This window comes from Rickettsia peacockii str. Rustic (assembly GCF_000021525.1).
Lineage (GTDB): Bacteria > Pseudomonadota > Alphaproteobacteria > Rickettsiales > Rickettsiaceae > Rickettsia > Rickettsia rickettsii.
In genome coordinates, this window is sequence record NC_012730.1 from 466455 (window position 1) to 482460 (window position 16006).

Here is a 16006-nt window from a genome sequence, read left to right on the forward strand (position 1 = left end):
AATAAATATACTATGAGCTTGTGTACTGTAGAAATAAATCTATCTACAATAAAAAATAATTACCTTTTATTACAAGATGTTTGCAAAACCTCATTAGTCGGTGCTGCCGTTAAAGCTAACGGTTACGGTCTTGGAGCAGTACAAATTTCTAAAGCTTTAATAGAAGAAAATTGTAGGCATTTTTTTGTGGCCTCAAGTGAAGAAGGAGTGAATTTACGCAACGCTTTAGGATTAGATGTTAATATTTTAGTTCTTAACGGCGTTTTTGAACATGATGCTTTAGAGCTGATAGAATATAATTTAACACCTGTCCTAAATAACTTAAAACAAATAGAAATTTGGCAAAAATTTAGTAATTTGAAAAACCGATTATTGCCTTGTTATTTACATTTCAATACGGGGATTAATCGTCTTGGCTTAAGCTCTGATGAGATAGAGCAGCTCATTAATGATCGTGATTTGTTAAAAGGGCTAGATTTACAATATATTATAAGCCATCTAGCTATATCCGAAGAAATAGATAATCCTTATAATCTAGAACAATTAAACAGATTTAAAGCTTATTTACAATATTTCCCAAACGTCAAAGCAAGCCTTGCTAATTCCGGCGGCATATTTTTAGGACAGGATTACCATTTTGATTTAGCAAGACCAGGGGCAGCCTTATATGGTCTTAATCCCTTAACAAAGAATCCCGTAACCTTAAAAGCTCCTATAATTCACTTACAGAATTTGACACTAGATAGCCATATCGGTTATAATATGACTTTTACAACTAAGCGTGATAGTGTCATTGCAACGTTACCGCTTGGTTATGCCGATGGGTTTAGTCGTAATTTTAGCAATCAAGGCGAAGTATTTATTAACAGTCGCAGCGTTCCTATAGTAGGGCGAGTATCGATGGATTTAATAAATATCGATGTTACCGATCTACCACCATCCGAGATTTTTCTAGGGCAGGAAGCGGAAATTATTGGAAATTATTGCACGCCCGATAAAATAGCGAGTATTATAGGTACTATCGGGTATGAGGTATTAACTAACCTTGGTAGCAGATATAAAAGAAAGTATATCGGGTAGATATCTGTGTCATACCATGGCTTGACCACGGTATCCAGAAAAAAATTAAAAAAGATTGGATCCCGCGATCAAGTCGCGGGATGACATTAGAGGTTACTGGATTCCTGCTTGCGCAGAAATGACATAGAGTACTTAAATTAAATAGAAAAAATACAAATGTTATTCAATATAGCTAATTCGGTCGGTAAACGTACTGTAAAGTTTGCACAAAGTGTAGGTAGTTTTTCTCTATTTAGCTTTGCTGCCGTTAGCAGTATCATAAGACCGCCTTTATATTTGAGTTTAATCATCAGACAATTATTATTTATCGGGTTTCACTCGCTTCCGGTTGTTGCGATGACGACTTTTTTCTCAGGGGCGGTACTTGCATTACAGAGCTATATCGGTTTTTCCCGTTTCTCAGCTGAAAGCTCTATTGCAACGGTAGTAGTATTGTCGCTGACTAGAGAGCTTGGACCTGTCTTAGCTGGACTAATGGTAGCGGGAAGAGTTGGGGCATCAATCGCCGCCGAAATAGCCACAATGAGAGTAACGGAGCAGGTAGATGCTTTATATACTTTATCTACCGATCCTATTAAATATTTAGTTTTTCCAAGAGTAATAACAGCTATTATTACAATGCCTTGTCTTGTTTTAATCGGGGATATAATTGGTGTTATGGGCGGTTATTTGGTAGGGGTATATAAACTTGATTTTAATAGTGCAGCTTATTTAACCAGTACTTTTCAGTATTTAGAACCGATTGACGTAATTTCCGGTCTTGTTAAAGCGGGAGTTTTTGGGTTTATTATTTCTATAATAAGTTGCTATAGCGGCTATTATTCAGGTAAAGGGGCTAAGGGAGTTGGAAGAGCAACTACCTCGGCGGTAGTGAATGCTTCTATCCTTATCTTAATCAGTAATTATTTAATAACCGAATTATTTTTTAAAGTATAGGTATACTCGTTTAATTTGGAAAAGAGCTAGGCGTTTTATATTTTTTGACCGCAGCGTATAAACGTACGTGAGGATCAAAAAATATAAAACGCCTAGCTCTTTTCCAAATTAAACGAGTATACAGTTTTTTTGTTTATTTGGAGTATGCATGAGTGTAGAAGAATTTAAAATTAAAATTCGGTCATTATATAAATCATTCGCTAATCATAAGGTGTTAGACGGAATAGATTTGGATGTAAAAAAGGGCAGTTCATTAGTGATTTTAGGTGGTTCCGGTAGTGGCAAATCAGTTCTAATTAAAAATATAGTAGGATTGATTAAACCTGATAAAGGTAAAATTTTTATTGATAATGTAGAAATCCAAGATATCTCAAGTAAACAAAAATTTGAGATTATGGATGGTATAGGTTTTTTATTCCAAGGCGGAGCATTATTTGACTCCTTAAATATACGTGATAATATTACTTTCGAGACTAAAAAATTATCTAAGAAAGAAAAAAACGACCTTGCCGGTGCAAAGCTTAATGCCGTTGGTTTATCTCCTAGAATACTCGAGCTTTACCCTGCCGAATTATCGGGAGGAATGCAAAAAAGAGTAGCCCTTGCTAGGGCTATTTGTAGTACACCGTCGATTTTATTTCTTGATGAACCGACCACAGGGCTTGATCCTATCATGGCAAATGTTATCAACGAATTAATTATAAAAATCCAAGAAGAGTTAGAGGCAACTACGATTACTATAACTCATGATATGATTAGTGCCGCAAAAATAGCTAAAGAAGTAGCTATGATTTATCAAGGAAAAATTAAATGGTACGGTAGTAAAGATGAAATGCGTAATAGTGATAATCCTTATTTAAAACAATTTATAAATGGATTAACTACTGGGCCTATAGAGGTATAAAATGTTTAAGAACTTATTATGTATAATAATATTTCTAGGTATAAATCTAAATGTTTATGCTATAAATTCTAGCTCTTATACGACAGATGATATAATAAAAATAGTAATTATTCTTGGAATAGTTATTTTAATTTTTAGTCCTGCAAAATTCCGTATAATCGTTATCGGTACTATGTTAGGCTTGTCTTGTGCCTATTTCACGTATAAATACATCGTACCTATCTTTATTTCTTTACTAAATGGACCATAAAGATAAATATTGCTATTAGTGACGCCCCACATCTCAGCTATTTTCTCTTCTAATAGTATCAATTTAATATTCTACAATTAATCTAAAGCTCTAACTCCCCCGTGATAGCCATCTAATTCAAAAGAATTGGGATGTATATTTTTACATGCATCTAAACCTATTATATTAATCATATTAGTATTATTATCAATACCATTTAAAGTAGTACGAATATCTTCCAAGTATTTAGATGATTCAGGCGAATCATTACCTCCAATTATTCGTACTTTTATTAAAGCTTGTTCTATCAATTCATTCTGATTAAAGTCAGTAATTAATTGCTCTAACTGTTGTGAATTAATATTTCTAGCTAATGCTATTTTATTTAATTTTACGGAAAAGAAACTACAGGCAATCTCTTCATTTAAATCTTTAGTATAAATTACTAAATCATCATTTATATCAAAAATTTTATATTCTTGTGAGTTAATTTCAATTTGCATAGTTTATTTACTTTGTTGATTATTTTTGTGTAAAGCAATATTTTTATTGGGAAGAGTATAGCTAGGTGCAGCTATTTTTGTCTTAGTACTTATATTTTTTTAATATCTTATCACTTGTTAAGTTTAATTTTGGTTCATTTTTTGTTTTATTACTACTAAAAATATTTATGAACAAATCTTTTATTTTTTGTATCCAGGATTTTTTAATATTACTATCTTGTTGGTAGGTAGAATGAGTAAGTGCTAATGTTTTATTAATTTCTGAACGTACACTTTCCAACGGATTTAAATTGTTAGATAATAAATAATCAGTTTTAGCTATTAAATTATTCACAATTTTTGTTTGTTCTTGATCCTTTAGATTCAATTCGTGAACTCGATTACTAATATTTTTAGTTACTACATTTTTTACTAATTTTGGATTAGTTTTTTAAATTTCCTCTGCTACTTTAGTAAGTGGTCTTGATATTTGATTAGATTGCCATGTGTCCATAGAATTAGGATTTTGATTAGATCCTAATAAATATTGCTGAATAATATGTTTTTGTTGGATTTCATTTAAAGAGCGATTAGGTATATTTTTATGTTTAGTGAAATCAAAAGCTTTATAAAGTACAGGAGTATTACTTCCTATACTTAAATGTACTTTTCTAGCAGCGGTTGTTTTATCCTCTCTATCCGGAACAGTTACCTGTTATTGGATCAAATATAATTCCTAATGGGGCTCCCTTGTCTTCTATATCTGCAGATTTTATATTTACGTTAAAGTGGTTAGTTAATTCTTGTGTTACTTTACGAATATTACCATCTGATACCGAAATTGATACTGCAGATCTATCACGCCCTCCTACTAAATAAGCTTTTAATTGAGTATTAGGAGGAAAGTTGCTTATTACATCATGTGTTAAAGCACCAGCATCAGTAAACCTGTCAACATGGGCTAATGCAGTTTTTTTAGTTAATGGATCATGTAAAATTACAGCAACGCATTGTTGAATGTGATTAGTGCCTATCTTTTCTTTATCAGAAAAACCAACTTTATGCTGTTCCACACGAACAGCTTCATAATCAACTATACCTTGCTGTAATGAGTAAGCATATGCATACTGCGCTATTGAATTTTCTTTACGGTTTTGAGTTTTATAAGCAGCTCCTAAAGCTAATCTTGCCATTAATTCTTTAGCTTGGCTAATGTTCCTTGTGGTTGATATGCAGTGACTAATGCTTTGTATGAATTTTCGACATTATAATATTGCTTTGCTTCAAAAGAATTCTCTATGCTATCTTGAAATTGTTGAATAGCATTATCAAACAGTCCTAGCTGTTGATAGCTACGTCCTATCATAGTATTAATATAGGAAAGTAGGAAAGAAAATTACTGTCAGTTTGACCTATAGCAATTTGTTCAGCTTGTTGTAGTTGTTTAAGAGCAACAAGATGATTATCTTTGCTATATAATTTTAATCCTTCATTATACAAAAAGCTGCTTGATTATGATCAATTTGCTCCTTTGTACTTAATGGTTTTGGAGTAAGATTACTAATATATTCAGGAAAACTTGAAGGCAACTCGCCTAATTTTTTAATTAGTCCGGTAATTAGTCCGGTGATATTACCTTGAACTGGCTTCCCATTAATAAGCATAGATTTATAATAGTTTAATTAATTTATATTTTTATATAAAACTCTGTTATTTAATAAAAATCAAGCATTAGCTAATACTTAGCTACAAAATAATTATCTCTTGACACTAGGGGAGTATTGCGTTATATTCTTTATCTATTGTATATACTGACTGGATGAACTTCAAAATTGGCTACGTCGTTCTACAAGATCTGCGGTGCTCACGTATTAAGTATACGCTCCGCTCCTCGGCGTGTGAACTCTTAGCTCTTTTTGAAGTTGATCTTCGTATATGACTCTTCATTTACTTGAAGTATATTTTATAAGTTTTAAGGTATTTAGCTTATGTCTCGTAAGTGCGAACTCACAGGTGTGGGTGTTTTATACGGCAACAATGTATCACATTCTCAGCGTAAAACTAGAAGACGTTTTAAACCTAACCTAAGATCGGTTAAGTTTACAAGTGATATAACAGCCGGGGAATATAGATTATCGGTTAATGCTAGATGTATTAGTTCAGTGGAAAAAGCCGGGGGTTTTGATGCATATATTCTAAAAGCCGATGATAATGTTTTATCAAGTAACGCTAGAGCTATTAAGAAAAAAATAATTCAGACTAAAACAGCAAAATCATTATGAAAAGTGGTATACATCCAGAATATAAAAAGTTTTTGATTAAAGTAGGAAGCGATGTTTTTGAAACAATGTCTACTCATCCTACAGGTGAAATTTTAATGGATGTTGATTTTAGAAAGCATCCGGCATGGAATAAAGATTCCGGAAATGTAGTAAATCAATCGAACAAAAGTGTTAGTGATTTCAATAAAAGATTCTCAGGTCTTTCTTTCGGTAGTAAGAAAGAAGCTAGCTAGGCTTTGTTTGTGGATAACAAATCGTCATTGCGAGGAAATTGCATAGCAATTGACGAAGCAATCCAGTAAACAATTTTGATTTATAGAATTTTTTTATTATTTTTTCTGGGTTGCCGTGCAGTCTACGACTACTCGGTATTTACGCAAGAATGACACTAACAACAAAATATAACACAGATAAATCGTCAATTCTCAATTATTGCGGGGTGGAGCAGCTCGGTAGCTCGTCAGGCTCATAACCTGAAGGTCGTTGGTTCAAATCCAGCCCCCGCTACCATATCTTTTAATGTCATGCTAGCGCAATGACGACTTGGTATTCACGCAGGCAATGCCTTACATCCAATACGAAAGCAAATTATGACTACTCAGAAAATAGTGCCTACAAAATCAACTGATGGCAGTAAGCTTTTTCGTCATCAAGCTAAATTTGTAGCCGGTGCTATGAATATAAATCAAATCCCCAATTTTTCATTACCGGAAATTGCTTTTGTCGGTAAGTCAAATGTCGGCAAATCAAGCCTAATAAACACGATATGTAATAATAAAAATCTTGCTAAAGTTTCTAATACTGCAGGGCGTACTAGGCAAATCAATTTCTTTAACCTTGCAGATAAACTTATTATAGTTGACCTTCCCGGTTATGGTTTTGCTAATGTTCCTATATCAGTCAAAGAGCAGTGGGGAGTGTTAATTAGTTATTATTTACGAAATAGTTATAATTTAAGGTTAGTTAACTTATTGATTGATTCAAGAAGGGGTATAAAAGAAAATGATAAGAAAGTAGCTGATCTATTACTTGCAAATAAAAGAGAATTTCAAATTATTTTCACAAAATCCGATAAAGTTACGGATCATAAAAACCTTCACGATGAAGCACATAATTTTCTTGCAACTTTAAACTACTCATGTAATGTTATGTATGTAAGCAATAGGAGTAAAGAAGGTGCAAGAGAACTTAAAGCTAGTTTGGCAAAATGCATCAAACCTCAAAAATAAAGAGGTAGATAGTATTTCTTCATTAAATAACATTGCTATAATTAAGAATATAATAAAGTGTAGTAGTGAGTTGAAGAATCAAGCAATAGTTCTAAAATTACCTGCTACTATTATTATTGACGATAAATTATTTACGGCTTTTATTGAATCTGTTAGATTGCTTGAGATGTGCGGTGCTAAAATATATATAGTACATGATCATATTGATTTACGAAGTTCGTCTTTAATATCACAAATAGATGAAAATTTTAGTCAAAAAATTAGTAAAATAAGCGACTATAGTTCTCTAAATAATCCTATTATTATGGAAATTTTATCCAGTTACGTTAACAAGCTTATAGTAACAAAGTTAAGTAGTATAGGTTGTTATGCAGTTGGTATTTCAGGTAAGGATGCTAATTTACTGCAAGCAAAAAAATCAAAACTATCTTACCGAAAAATTGTAAATCATGATGTTATAAATATTGGTTTTTTAAGCGAGCCTATTATGATTAATCCAGAAATTTTATTAAATTTTGCAGATAATAATATTATACCCGTGATAGCACCGTTTGCGAGCGACGATCAGGAGAAAACGCATTTATTAAATGTTAACTTAACGTTAGCAACAATTGCTTCTGCATTAAGTGCAGAACATTTAATATTGCCATATGAGATATTACAGGTATCCGAGACGTTTCCGTATAATATAAAAATACGAGATATTAACTTGTTGAAATCAATGTTAGATGATAGTAATAATTTCATCGAAGAAGCATTAATTAAGATAGCAGTTAATGCCCTTGAAAATAATAATGGTTACGTACATTTTGTGAATAGTGAAGCACCGAATTCAATATTGTCAACTATGTTTGATATTAATATAAATTAATAGAGGTTTTTTATGGCAGGAGCATTAGCATCCGATCTTTTATTTGTAGGGTTAACTAGACCGCCGATGATATTTGGAGTAAGTATTAAGTTTGCTGCATTAAATATGATAATGACGATGATAGTATTTATTTGGAATAACGGCATTATGATTTTATTCATTGCAGCTGCTTTGCATTTGGTAGCTTATATTATATGTTTTAAAGAACCGAGATTCATAGAGCTATATTTAAATAAAATGTCAAGAACTAGCCAATGTCCTAATAAATTTTACTACGGAGCAAATTCGTATAATATTTGAGTTTTATGTCATTCCCGCGTAGGCGGGAATCCAGTAACATTTAATGTCATACCGCGCCTTGATCGCGGTATCTTAGGACACAGTCTGTGATACAAGATCCCGTGGTCGTAGCCACGGGATGACAACAAAAAATCTGGATTCCTGCCTACGCGGGAATGACATAAAAAGAGGTATAACTGACAAAATAAATCAAAATAGTTAAATCAGGTGAGGTAATGAAATTATTTAGAACTAGAGCCGCTAAAGAATTAAGGTCTAAACAAGAAAGACCCACTTCGCATTTCATTCCTTATAAATGTCATTGGGATAGTAATACTATTTTAACAAAAGATAATTCTTTATTACAAGTTATTAAAATAAATGGATTTTCTTTTGAAACTGCTGATGATGAAGATCTAGACATTAAAAAGAATATCAGAAATGCCTTACTTAAAAATATGGCTTCGGGAAATATCGTTATGTATTTCCATACTATTAGAAGACGTAAAGCAGTAATATTTGACGATACGGAATTTACTTATGATCCTACCGTAAAAGTCCCTAATGATTTTATTACTTATTTAGGTGCAGAATGGCGTAAGAAACATGCTGGGGCTAGGTCGTTTTTTAATGAATTATATGTTAGTATTTTATATAAGCCTGATACTGGCGGTGTTGCTATAGTTGAGTATTTTCTAAAGAAGCTTAGACAGAAATCTAATAAAACCGCTTGGGAAAACGACATGAAAGAGATGAAAGAAAATCTTCAAGAAATGTCAACTAGAGTGATTAATACATTCAGAAGTTACGGAGCAAGATTACTTGGATTTCGTCAAACGCAGTCAGGTAGTTATTGTGAAATTTTAGAATTCCTTTCATCTTTAATCAATTGCGGCGATTCACCGGGTCCTATAGCATTACCGCGTGGTACTATTGACGAATATTTACCGACTCATCGCTTATTTTTTGATTCTCGTACTATTGAAGCAAGAAGTCCGCTTGGCAAGAAATATGCTGGAATGATCAGTATACTTGAATACGGTCCTAATACTTCGGCAGGAATTTTTGACGGATTCCTGCAAATGCCTTTTGAATTTGTTATGACGCAAAGCTTTGTCTTTGTTAATAGAACAGTAGCGATCGGTAAAATGCAATTACAGCAAAATAGAATGATACAATCCGGTGATAAAGCTACTTCACAAATTGCTGAAATTAATACGGCCCTTGATATGGCCACTAGCGGTGATATCGCTTTCGGTGAGCATCATTTATCGCTTTTATGTTCCGCAAATAATATTAAAGCTTTGGAAGATATATTGTCAATGGCAGTAGTTGAGCTTTCTAATTCAGGAATTCAGCCGGTTAGAGAAAAAGTTAACATGGAACCTAGCTATTGGGGACAGTTGCCGGGAAATATGGATTATATAGTGCGTAAATCCACTATAAATACTCTTAATATGGCTAGCTTTGCCTCACAACATAATTATCCGCTCGGTAAAATTAGAGATAACCATTGGGGAGAATATGTCACAGTACTTGATACTACTTCAGGTACACCGTTTTATTTTAATTTCCATGTAAGGGATGTTGGACATACTCTCATTATCGGTCCAACCGGTGCCGGTAAAACAGTTCTTATGAATTTCTTATGTGCTGAAGCACAAAAATTCAAACCTCGTATGTTCTTTTTTGATAAAGATCGAGGAGCAGAAATATTTATACGTGCTTTAAACGGAGTTTATACAGTAATTGATCCGGGTTTAAAATGCAACTTTAACCCTTTACAGCTTGAAGATACTAGTGAGAATAGAACGTTTATTTTAGAGTGGCTTCGTGTGCTTGTAACTTCTAACGGTGAAAGTTTAACTGCACAAGATAATAAAATCTTATCTCAAGCGGTAAGCGGTAATTTTAGATTAGCAAAACAAGATAGAAGGCTTAGTAATGTTATAGCATTTCTTGGTATTGATACACCAAATAGTTTGGCAAGTAGGATTGCAATGTGGGTTGGTAAAGGTTCACACGCTAAGATATTTGACAATGAAATAGATGATATTGATTTACAAAAAGCAAGAGTATTCGGTTTTGATATGACTGAATTACTTAAAGATCCTGTAAGCCTTGCACCGGTATTACTATATATTTTCCATCGTATTAATATCTCTTTAGATGGGCAGAAAACTATGATAGTACTTGATGAAGCATGGGCTTTAATCGATAATCCGGTATTTGCACCTAAGATCAAAGATTGGTTAAAAGTGTTGAGAAAATTAAATACTTTTGTTATATTTGCTACGCAGAGTGTCGAAGATGCTGCAAAAAGTAGAATTAGTGATACGTTGATTCAACAAACAGCTACGCAGATTTTTTTACCTAATTTGAAAGCTACGGATATTTATCGTAGTGCATTTATGTTAAGTCAGCGAGAATATATTTTAATTAAAACTACCGACCCTGCTACACGTTATTTTTTAATAAAACAAGGAATAGATGCTGTAGTGGCAAAAGTTAGCTTAGATGGTATGGATAACATAATCAGTGTTTTATCCGGTAGAGTTGAGACTGTAATATTGCTCGATCAAATTAGAGAGAAACACGGTAATGATCCGGATAAATGGTTACCTATATTTTATGCAGCAGTTAAAACATTATAAATGCCTGTCTGTCATCCCACGGCTTGACCGCGGGATCTTGTCTCACAGACTGTATTCTGAGATCCCGTGGACAAGCCACGGGATGACATTTTTACAATGCGAGGCAAGTAACTAGTTATGAAATTATTTCCTCGTAGTATACTTATAACATTAGTATTAAGCTTTGCCCTAAATTTAGGGATAGTTACTAAAACTCATGCTAAAGATACTCTTGATAGCATTGTAGATATTTTGAGTGGCTTAACTTGTGAAACCCAAGGCGTAGGCGATTTGCTGCGTACTGAATTTTCTCATACATGTATTGTTGCTCCGTTCTTTACTTTTGCGGTAATGAATCTTGTCTCTCCCGTTTTATACATGAATACGTTTTTAAAGCTTAAAATAAACGACAGTGATTTATTTAACGATAGTAACTTTGGGAATTTTCCCGGAGGTCAATGTACTCGTGAAAACAGAATTGATCCTAAAAATCCAGAATTACGCTTTGCTTTATGTAATAATGCTAAATTAATTGTATCTCGGGCAAAATCTGTTGCAGAATCGGCACTTGCTATTGCTAAAGCCGTCTTAACAGGGAGCGACCCTTGGGATGATATAAAGACAGCGTGGGCAAATAAAAAAAAGGAATATCATGTTCCATATAGTGGTAAGCCCGGTGATGACGGTTTTGCATTTGATTTAGGCTTTCCTGTAATATATTGGAAAGTTATTCAAGATAAAGATAGAATATGCGTATCGACAAAAGGATTTACAGGAGACGTTCCCGTTGGCTGTAAATATATGAAAGAGCCGTTTCCAAAATCCATGTATAATAGCTTTATGGATGTAGCAGATAAGGATTTTATTGAGAATCCAAATAAAACTCCTACCGATCCTTTAGCTTTAGTTTCCTGTAGTGCAGCGGGTGATGGATGTTATCAAAAAGCTTATAATGCTTCAAAAACTGCAGTAGTCATGACTTCTCCTCTTATAGAATGTATGAGGCAAATGATTGCTAGATTACTAATTAGTAAAGATGTTTGTAGTTTTGATAATGTAAGCCAAGTGGTTAATTTGGTTTCAAGGCAAGATAGTGCATTCTTTCAGTTTCAAGTAGGAATGTATAAAATAGTTACGGCTTTTCTAACTTTATATGTTATGTTTTTTGGCTTTAAACTATTACTTGCAGGTGAAGTGCCGCCAAAAAGTGAGTATATAAATTTTATATTGAAAATGATATTCGTAACTTATTTTTCAATAGGAATTAATATAACCCCTGGTAATGGTTCTCCGTATGACCGGTTAGACGGCATGATTCAGTGGGCGTTTCCTTTCTTACTTGACGGTATAAACGGTTTAGCAAGTTGGGTTATGAATGCTGCTCCGTCCGGTTTATGTAAATTTAACAATCTTTCTTATGACGGTACCGTTTCTTATATTGCATTATGGGATGCATTAGATTGTAGGGTAGCTCATTATTTAGGGCTTGATATATTATCTACGTTACTTGTCGAAAATGCTTATCGCAGTCATGATTTTTTAAATTTTGATTTCTTTAGTTTTAGTGCTCCACCATATATTTATTTGCTAATTCCGGCGATAATCTCCGGTAATATGATGTTGGTGTCACTCGCTCTTTCTTATCCGTTACTTGTGATTTCGGTTGCTGCCTTTATGGTTAATGCAACGATTATATGTATGATATCTATAGTAATACTCGGTATTTTGGCTCCTCTTTTTGTACCTATGTTTTTATTCGCATATACAAGAAATTATTTTGAGAGCTGGGTTAAACTAATGATCTCGTTCTTGCTACAACCTATGGTGGTAGTTACTTTTATGATCACGATGTTTTCGGTATATGATTATGGTTTCTATGGTAAATGTCAATATAAGAGCAAGTTAATTCACAATAGTATAGAAGACAAAATTCAAGGTGGCATTACTTCTAAGAGGGATGTTTTAATATTTTACATTAATAATGATTGGGATGATACGTCACAGTATCCTGATAAAGATGCCGTAGAAAGCTGTCAAAATAGTTTAGGTTATATGTTAAATAACCCTATTACCACGGTATTTAACTTTACAAAAGATAGTGTAAGTGAAATTGTCGATAGTAAACCGGGTAATACCCCTACCGATAAATTTCTTGCTAAATTCCAGTTTTTATCAGGAGTAGTTTTAGGGCCCGGAATGTTTTTTATGTCTCCAAAAGTGCTTTTTGAGAAAATTAAAAATATTTTGCTTGCATTAGTTATGGCATGTTTTACATTGTATTTGATGTATAATTTTAGTAGTCAGCTAGCTGAATTTGCTGCAGATATGACGGAAGGAGTAGCTCTTAATAATTTTGCTATAAAACCGCAAGCAATATTTAAGGCAGCTATGGCAGTACTTGCTACTGCGGGTGCTGCAACTAAGGGGGGCGATCAGATAGCAAGTAGAGGAGGAGTTGGTGATTTAAAAGCTGGTCAAGGTGGAGGAGCAAGTGATTTAGAGGTAGGGCAAGGCGGACTACCAAATGATAATATTGCTACAAGCGGAGGTACGTCGACGCCGACAGCTTCGTCTTCTGTAGCAACTTCTAGCCCAAAAACTGTAAGTAGTGAAGCAAGATCAGATGTTGTTACTCCTCCTGCTCCTACAGAAGCTATTTCACCACCGCCTGCTAGTATTAGAACTTCTATTTCTACACCTGCACCACGTGTTGGACAAATCATAAGAGATAATAATCAAGAAAGTAAAAAAGAGATTGATAATACTCCGCCTTCACAGGAAAAAGTTGATAATGCAGCTCCACAAGAAAAAGTTGACAGCACAAGTAAAGGTACAGGAGTAATTGATTATAGTTTTAACTTAAAGGAACATGATAATCCGACAGGCGTAAAACAGATACGGGAAAATGCAGAGATTCGAGATAAACGTGTAAAAGTAGAAAAAGCATGGAATGAACTAGTAGCAAGCGGAGGAGGAAGAGTAAGAGAACAAGAAGGAGGAGAAATATCAGAACGACGTGCAAATGCTGAAAAGGCATGGGATGAGTTAGTAAGAAGCGGCGTAGTAACAGAAAAAAAAGATAATAGTTCTAATGAAAACTCTTAAAACCTTAAAGATATTTATTATAGTTTGTATAGCGTCTGTAAGCTTAGCTAGCTTTGCCGGCTTTGGAGAATCATGTTCTAGTTTACCGACTACTTCAGATGGGTATTTAGAAACGGACACGGCATATGGCTATATAATTCGTAATATTGATATGAAAGATCCGAGAGGTAATTGTAACTCAGTTGCGTCTAGTATAACGTTTTGTTTTAAAAATGTAGAAGGTAGTAGTAGCCCTTGCACCATGTATACTTTAAATGAAGGTGACTCTAAAAAGATTAGTGATTTAAGTACCGATAATAATCCTGATCTTGGAGCAAATCCTGTATTAAAGAATATCGTTTTAACGGTTAAAAAATGGGATAATGATCTATGTTTAGTTATGCCTACGTCAAGGGGACCGATGCCGGTAGCATGTAAATCTTTGAGTGCTACACCGACTCCACCTCCTCCTGAGGATGAGAATTGTAATATAGGAAAAAGTTGCTATACGGGAGCAAATTATAGTCAATCGTTAATTAATTTTTCCGGTCTTGCAGTTCAGTGTTTGAGTGCAACGCTTAATAAAATATTTTTTGCTGGAAAGAGTTGTAGTGCTCAAGATCAAAATTCTAGAATAACTAATCTTACTGCTTTTTCTACGTTTCAAGGTTATTTAAAGAGAATTATAGGTGCGGCATTAATTCTTTATACTATGTTTTTTGCCTTTAATATGGCTCTAAATACAGAATATGCAAGTACTGAAAAAATAGCTCTTTTTGTAATAAAATTCTTATTTGTTGCTTATTTTTCTATCGGTCTTGGACCTTTAGATTTTAGTGGCGGTCATCCGACAAAAGAAAACGGTATGTTAAAATATGGATTACCTCTTTTGACAGGAGCAGCACCGGACTTTGCACAGATGATCTTTAATGCAGCAGGTTCTAGAGGATTATGTCAATTTGATAATTCAAAGTATAAGGACGGTTATAAATTTTACGGTTTATGGGACGCGATTGATTGCCGTATAGGTTATTATCTTGGCTTGGATTTACTTTATAATATAGATAAGAATGGAGTGTTAGGGAATGTGGTCGGCAATGGTCCCCGTGGTAATAATACACCTATACCTAATTTTGATCCTGAAGGCAAAAATGACAGACCGAAGGATTTAAGTAAAGCAGGAGCACTTAGATTTTTTACCGTTATGTTTGGATTCTTTATGGCCGGAAATGTTATTATACTTGCAGCAGGTTTAGTATTTTCTGTAATATTTTTATCTATACTTTTATATTTTATTACGCATTATTTAGTTTGCATGATTACTATTTACGTTATGACATATATTTCTCCTATATTCATTCCTATGGCTCTATTTACTCGTACAAAAGCTTATTTTGACGGGTGGCTAAAAGTATGTATTTCATGTGCATTGCAGCCGGCAGTAGTAGCAGGTTTTATAGCTTTATTAATAACTATGTATGATTCCGCAATATTTAAAAATTGTGAATTCCTTAGATATGATTATGAAAAAGGGGATATTAGATTTAGTACTTTTGAGTTAAGGCTTCCTGTTGGCGGGGCAGATCAATGTCAGGAAAGTTTTGGATATAAAATGTTAGAATATTATGCAGGTAAAGGTTGGGAAGAGCATTTATTGATACTTTTTCCAATAAAATCAATTGTTAGAGATGTTGTATCTATTTTAGCAGAACTTTTATGCGTATTAGTATTTTCGGTTATTTTTTATTACTTCTCTAAATCTATAGGGCGATTTGCTTCTGATTTAACTAATGGTCCTAATATGGATGCAGTAACGGCAAGTCCCACTAAAATCGTTGGTTTAGTAAAGAAAGGAGCAGCTTTCCTTAAGGATGCTGCTATGGCTTCGCAAGGTAAGCCGCTGGTAGGAGATAAGCCGGGTGTTGGAGGTAAGCGTAAAGAGGGACAGCAGCAAGGCGGGGATTTAGCAAGCGGTTCGGGTGGAGGTAAATGATAGA

Annotated in this window: 17 protein-coding genes and 1 tRNA gene; 13 read left to right on the plus strand and 5 right to left on the minus strand. The window is 33.8% G+C overall.

Going from position 1 to position 16006, the window contains the following annotated elements; genetic code table 11:
- The first annotated feature begins 12 nt into the window (after positions 1–12).
- From RPR_RS02825 to RPR_RS02840, 4 genes are all read left to right on the plus strand, one after another.
- On the plus strand, positions 13–1080 hold the full coding sequence (locus RPR_RS02825; protein ID WP_012736618.1) for an alanine racemase: 1068 nt from the start codon (positions 13–15) through the stop codon (positions 1078–1080).
- 156 nt (positions 1081–1236) lie between these two features.
- Positions 1237–2016 carry an MlaE family ABC transporter permease gene (locus tag RPR_RS02830; protein WP_012736619.1) on the plus strand — a complete coding sequence of 260 codons (780 nt, stop codon included), beginning with the start codon at positions 1237–1239 and terminating at the stop codon, positions 2014–2016.
- Positions 2017–2164: 148 nt separating this feature from the next.
- Positions 2165–2920 (plus strand): ABC transporter ATP-binding protein, encoded by a 756-nt coding sequence (locus tag RPR_RS02835; RefSeq protein ID WP_012736620.1) that lies wholly within the window; start codon positions 2165–2167, stop codon positions 2918–2920.
- A 1-nt stretch (position 2921) separates the two neighbouring features.
- Complete coding sequence (locus RPR_RS02840; RefSeq protein WP_004996738.1) at positions 2922–3170, plus strand: DUF5510 family protein; 249 nt, start codon at positions 2922–2924, stop codon at positions 3168–3170.
- Positions 3171–3247: 77 nt separating this feature from the next.
- On the opposite strand, the gene RPR_RS02845 is transcribed toward RPR_RS02840, so the two are convergent.
- The 5 genes from RPR_RS02845 to RPR_RS02860 form a co-directional block, all read right to left on the minus strand.
- Positions 3248–3460 (minus strand): hypothetical protein, encoded by a 213-nt coding sequence (locus RPR_RS02845; protein WP_085065800.1) that lies wholly within the window; start codon positions 3458–3460, stop codon positions 3248–3250.
- A 274-nt stretch (positions 3461–3734) separates the two neighbouring features.
- On the minus strand, positions 3735–4019 hold the full coding sequence (locus RPR_RS02850; protein ID WP_012736622.1) for a hypothetical protein: 285 nt from the start codon (positions 4017–4019) through the stop codon (positions 3735–3737).
- Positions 4020–4326: 307 nt separating this feature from the next.
- Entirely contained in the window at positions 4327–4824 is a 498-nt protein-coding gene (locus tag RPR_RS02855; RefSeq protein WP_012736623.1) for a hypothetical protein, read from the minus strand.
- The gene (locus tag RPR_RS08525) at positions 4824–4997 is read right to left on the minus strand and encodes a hypothetical protein (RefSeq protein WP_187145803.1); all 174 of its coding nucleotides are present in this window, start codon (positions 4995–4997) and stop codon (positions 4824–4826) included. Before RPR_RS08525 ends, RPR_RS02855 begins: the two co-directional genes overlap by 1 nt.
- 115 nt (positions 4998–5112) lie before the next feature.
- On the minus strand, positions 5113–5295 hold the full coding sequence (locus RPR_RS02860) for a hypothetical protein (RefSeq protein WP_085065643.1): 183 nt from the start codon (positions 5293–5295) through the stop codon (positions 5113–5115).
- 324 nt (positions 5296–5619) lie between these two features.
- Between RPR_RS02860 and rpmB the strand changes: the two genes are divergently transcribed.
- The 9 genes from rpmB (at position 5620) to RPR_RS02910 (ending at position 16002) form a co-directional block, all read left to right on the plus strand.
- Positions 5620–5913: a 50S ribosomal protein L28 gene (gene rpmB / locus RPR_RS02870; protein WP_012736624.1), complete on the plus strand. Its 294-nt coding sequence runs from the start codon at positions 5620–5622 to the stop codon at positions 5911–5913.
- Positions 5910–6146: a 50S ribosomal protein L31 gene (gene rpmE, locus RPR_RS02875; protein ID WP_004996719.1), complete on the plus strand. Its 237-nt coding sequence runs from the start codon at positions 5910–5912 to the stop codon at positions 6144–6146. Before rpmB ends, rpmE begins: the two co-directional genes overlap by 4 nt.
- Positions 6147–6346: 200 nt before the next feature.
- A tRNA-Met gene (locus RPR_RS02880) sits at positions 6347–6423 on the plus strand.
- Between the two features lie 80 nt (positions 6424–6503).
- On the plus strand, positions 6504–7142 hold the full coding sequence (gene yihA, locus RPR_RS02885) for a ribosome biogenesis GTP-binding protein YihA/YsxC (protein WP_012736625.1): 639 nt from the start codon (positions 6504–6506) through the stop codon (positions 7140–7142).
- Complete coding sequence (locus RPR_RS02890; protein WP_010976816.1) at positions 7090–8013, plus strand: acetylglutamate kinase; 924 nt, start codon at positions 7090–7092, stop codon at positions 8011–8013. The genes yihA and RPR_RS02890 overlap by 53 nt, the downstream gene beginning before the upstream one ends.
- A gap of 12 nt (positions 8014–8025) precedes the next feature.
- A complete protein-coding gene (locus tag RPR_RS02895) occupies positions 8026–8313 on the plus strand; it encodes a type IV secretion system protein VirB3 (protein ID WP_010976817.1) in 288 nt (95 codons plus the stop codon).
- 215 nt (positions 8314–8528) lie between these two features.
- Positions 8529–10946, plus strand: coding sequence for a VirB4 family type IV secretion/conjugal transfer ATPase (locus RPR_RS02900; protein ID WP_012736626.1), 2418 nt, complete (start codon positions 8529–8531; stop codon positions 10944–10946).
- Between the two features lie 117 nt (positions 10947–11063).
- Positions 11064–14030, plus strand: a complete 2967-nt coding sequence (locus RPR_RS02905) for a type IV secretion system protein (RefSeq protein WP_012736627.1) — start codon at positions 11064–11066, stop codon at positions 14028–14030.
- On the plus strand, positions 14017–16002 hold the full coding sequence (locus RPR_RS02910; RefSeq protein WP_012736628.1) for a type IV secretion system protein: 1986 nt from the start codon (positions 14017–14019) through the stop codon (positions 16000–16002). The genes RPR_RS02905 and RPR_RS02910 overlap by 14 nt, the downstream gene beginning before the upstream one ends.
- Positions 16003–16006: the final 4 nt, after the last annotated feature.

Excerpts from the sequence above, each read along its gene's own strand:
- RPR_RS08525 (WP_187145803.1), bottom strand. The coding sequence starts at position 4,997 with ATGATAGGACGTAGCTATCAACAGCTAGGACTGTTTGATAATGCTATT.
- RPR_RS02825 (WP_012736618.1), top strand. The coding sequence starts at position 13 with ATGAGCTTGTGTACTGTAGAAATAAATCTATCTACAATAAAAAATAAT.
- RPR_RS02895 (WP_010976817.1), top strand. The coding sequence starts at position 8,026 with ATGGCAGGAGCATTAGCATCCGATCTTTTATTTGTAGGGTTAACTAGA.
- RPR_RS02855 (WP_012736623.1), bottom strand. The coding sequence starts at position 4,824 with ATGGCAAGATTAGCTTTAGGAGCTGCTTATAAAACTCAAAACCGTAAA.
- rpmE (WP_004996719.1), top strand. The coding sequence starts at position 5,910 with ATGAAAAGTGGTATACATCCAGAATATAAAAAGTTTTTGATTAAAGTA.
- RPR_RS02900 (WP_012736626.1), top strand. The coding sequence starts at position 8,529 with ATGAAATTATTTAGAACTAGAGCCGCTAAAGAATTAAGGTCTAAACAA.
- RPR_RS02860 (WP_085065643.1), bottom strand. The coding sequence starts at position 5,295 with ATGCTTATTAATGGGAAGCCAGTTCAAGGTAATATCACCGGACTAATT.
- RPR_RS02840 (WP_004996738.1), top strand. The coding sequence starts at position 2,922 with ATGTTTAAGAACTTATTATGTATAATAATATTTCTAGGTATAAATCTA.
- yihA (WP_012736625.1), top strand. The coding sequence starts at position 6,504 with ATGACTACTCAGAAAATAGTGCCTACAAAATCAACTGATGGCAGTAAG.
- RPR_RS02905 (WP_012736627.1), top strand. The coding sequence starts at position 11,064 with ATGAAATTATTTCCTCGTAGTATACTTATAACATTAGTATTAAGCTTT.
- RPR_RS02910 (WP_012736628.1), top strand. The coding sequence starts at position 14,017 with ATGAAAACTCTTAAAACCTTAAAGATATTTATTATAGTTTGTATAGCG.
- RPR_RS02830 (WP_012736619.1), top strand. The coding sequence starts at position 1,237 with ATGTTATTCAATATAGCTAATTCGGTCGGTAAACGTACTGTAAAGTTT.
- RPR_RS02835 (WP_012736620.1), top strand. The coding sequence starts at position 2,165 with ATGAGTGTAGAAGAATTTAAAATTAAAATTCGGTCATTATATAAATCA.
- rpmB (WP_012736624.1), top strand. The coding sequence starts at position 5,620 with ATGTCTCGTAAGTGCGAACTCACAGGTGTGGGTGTTTTATACGGCAAC.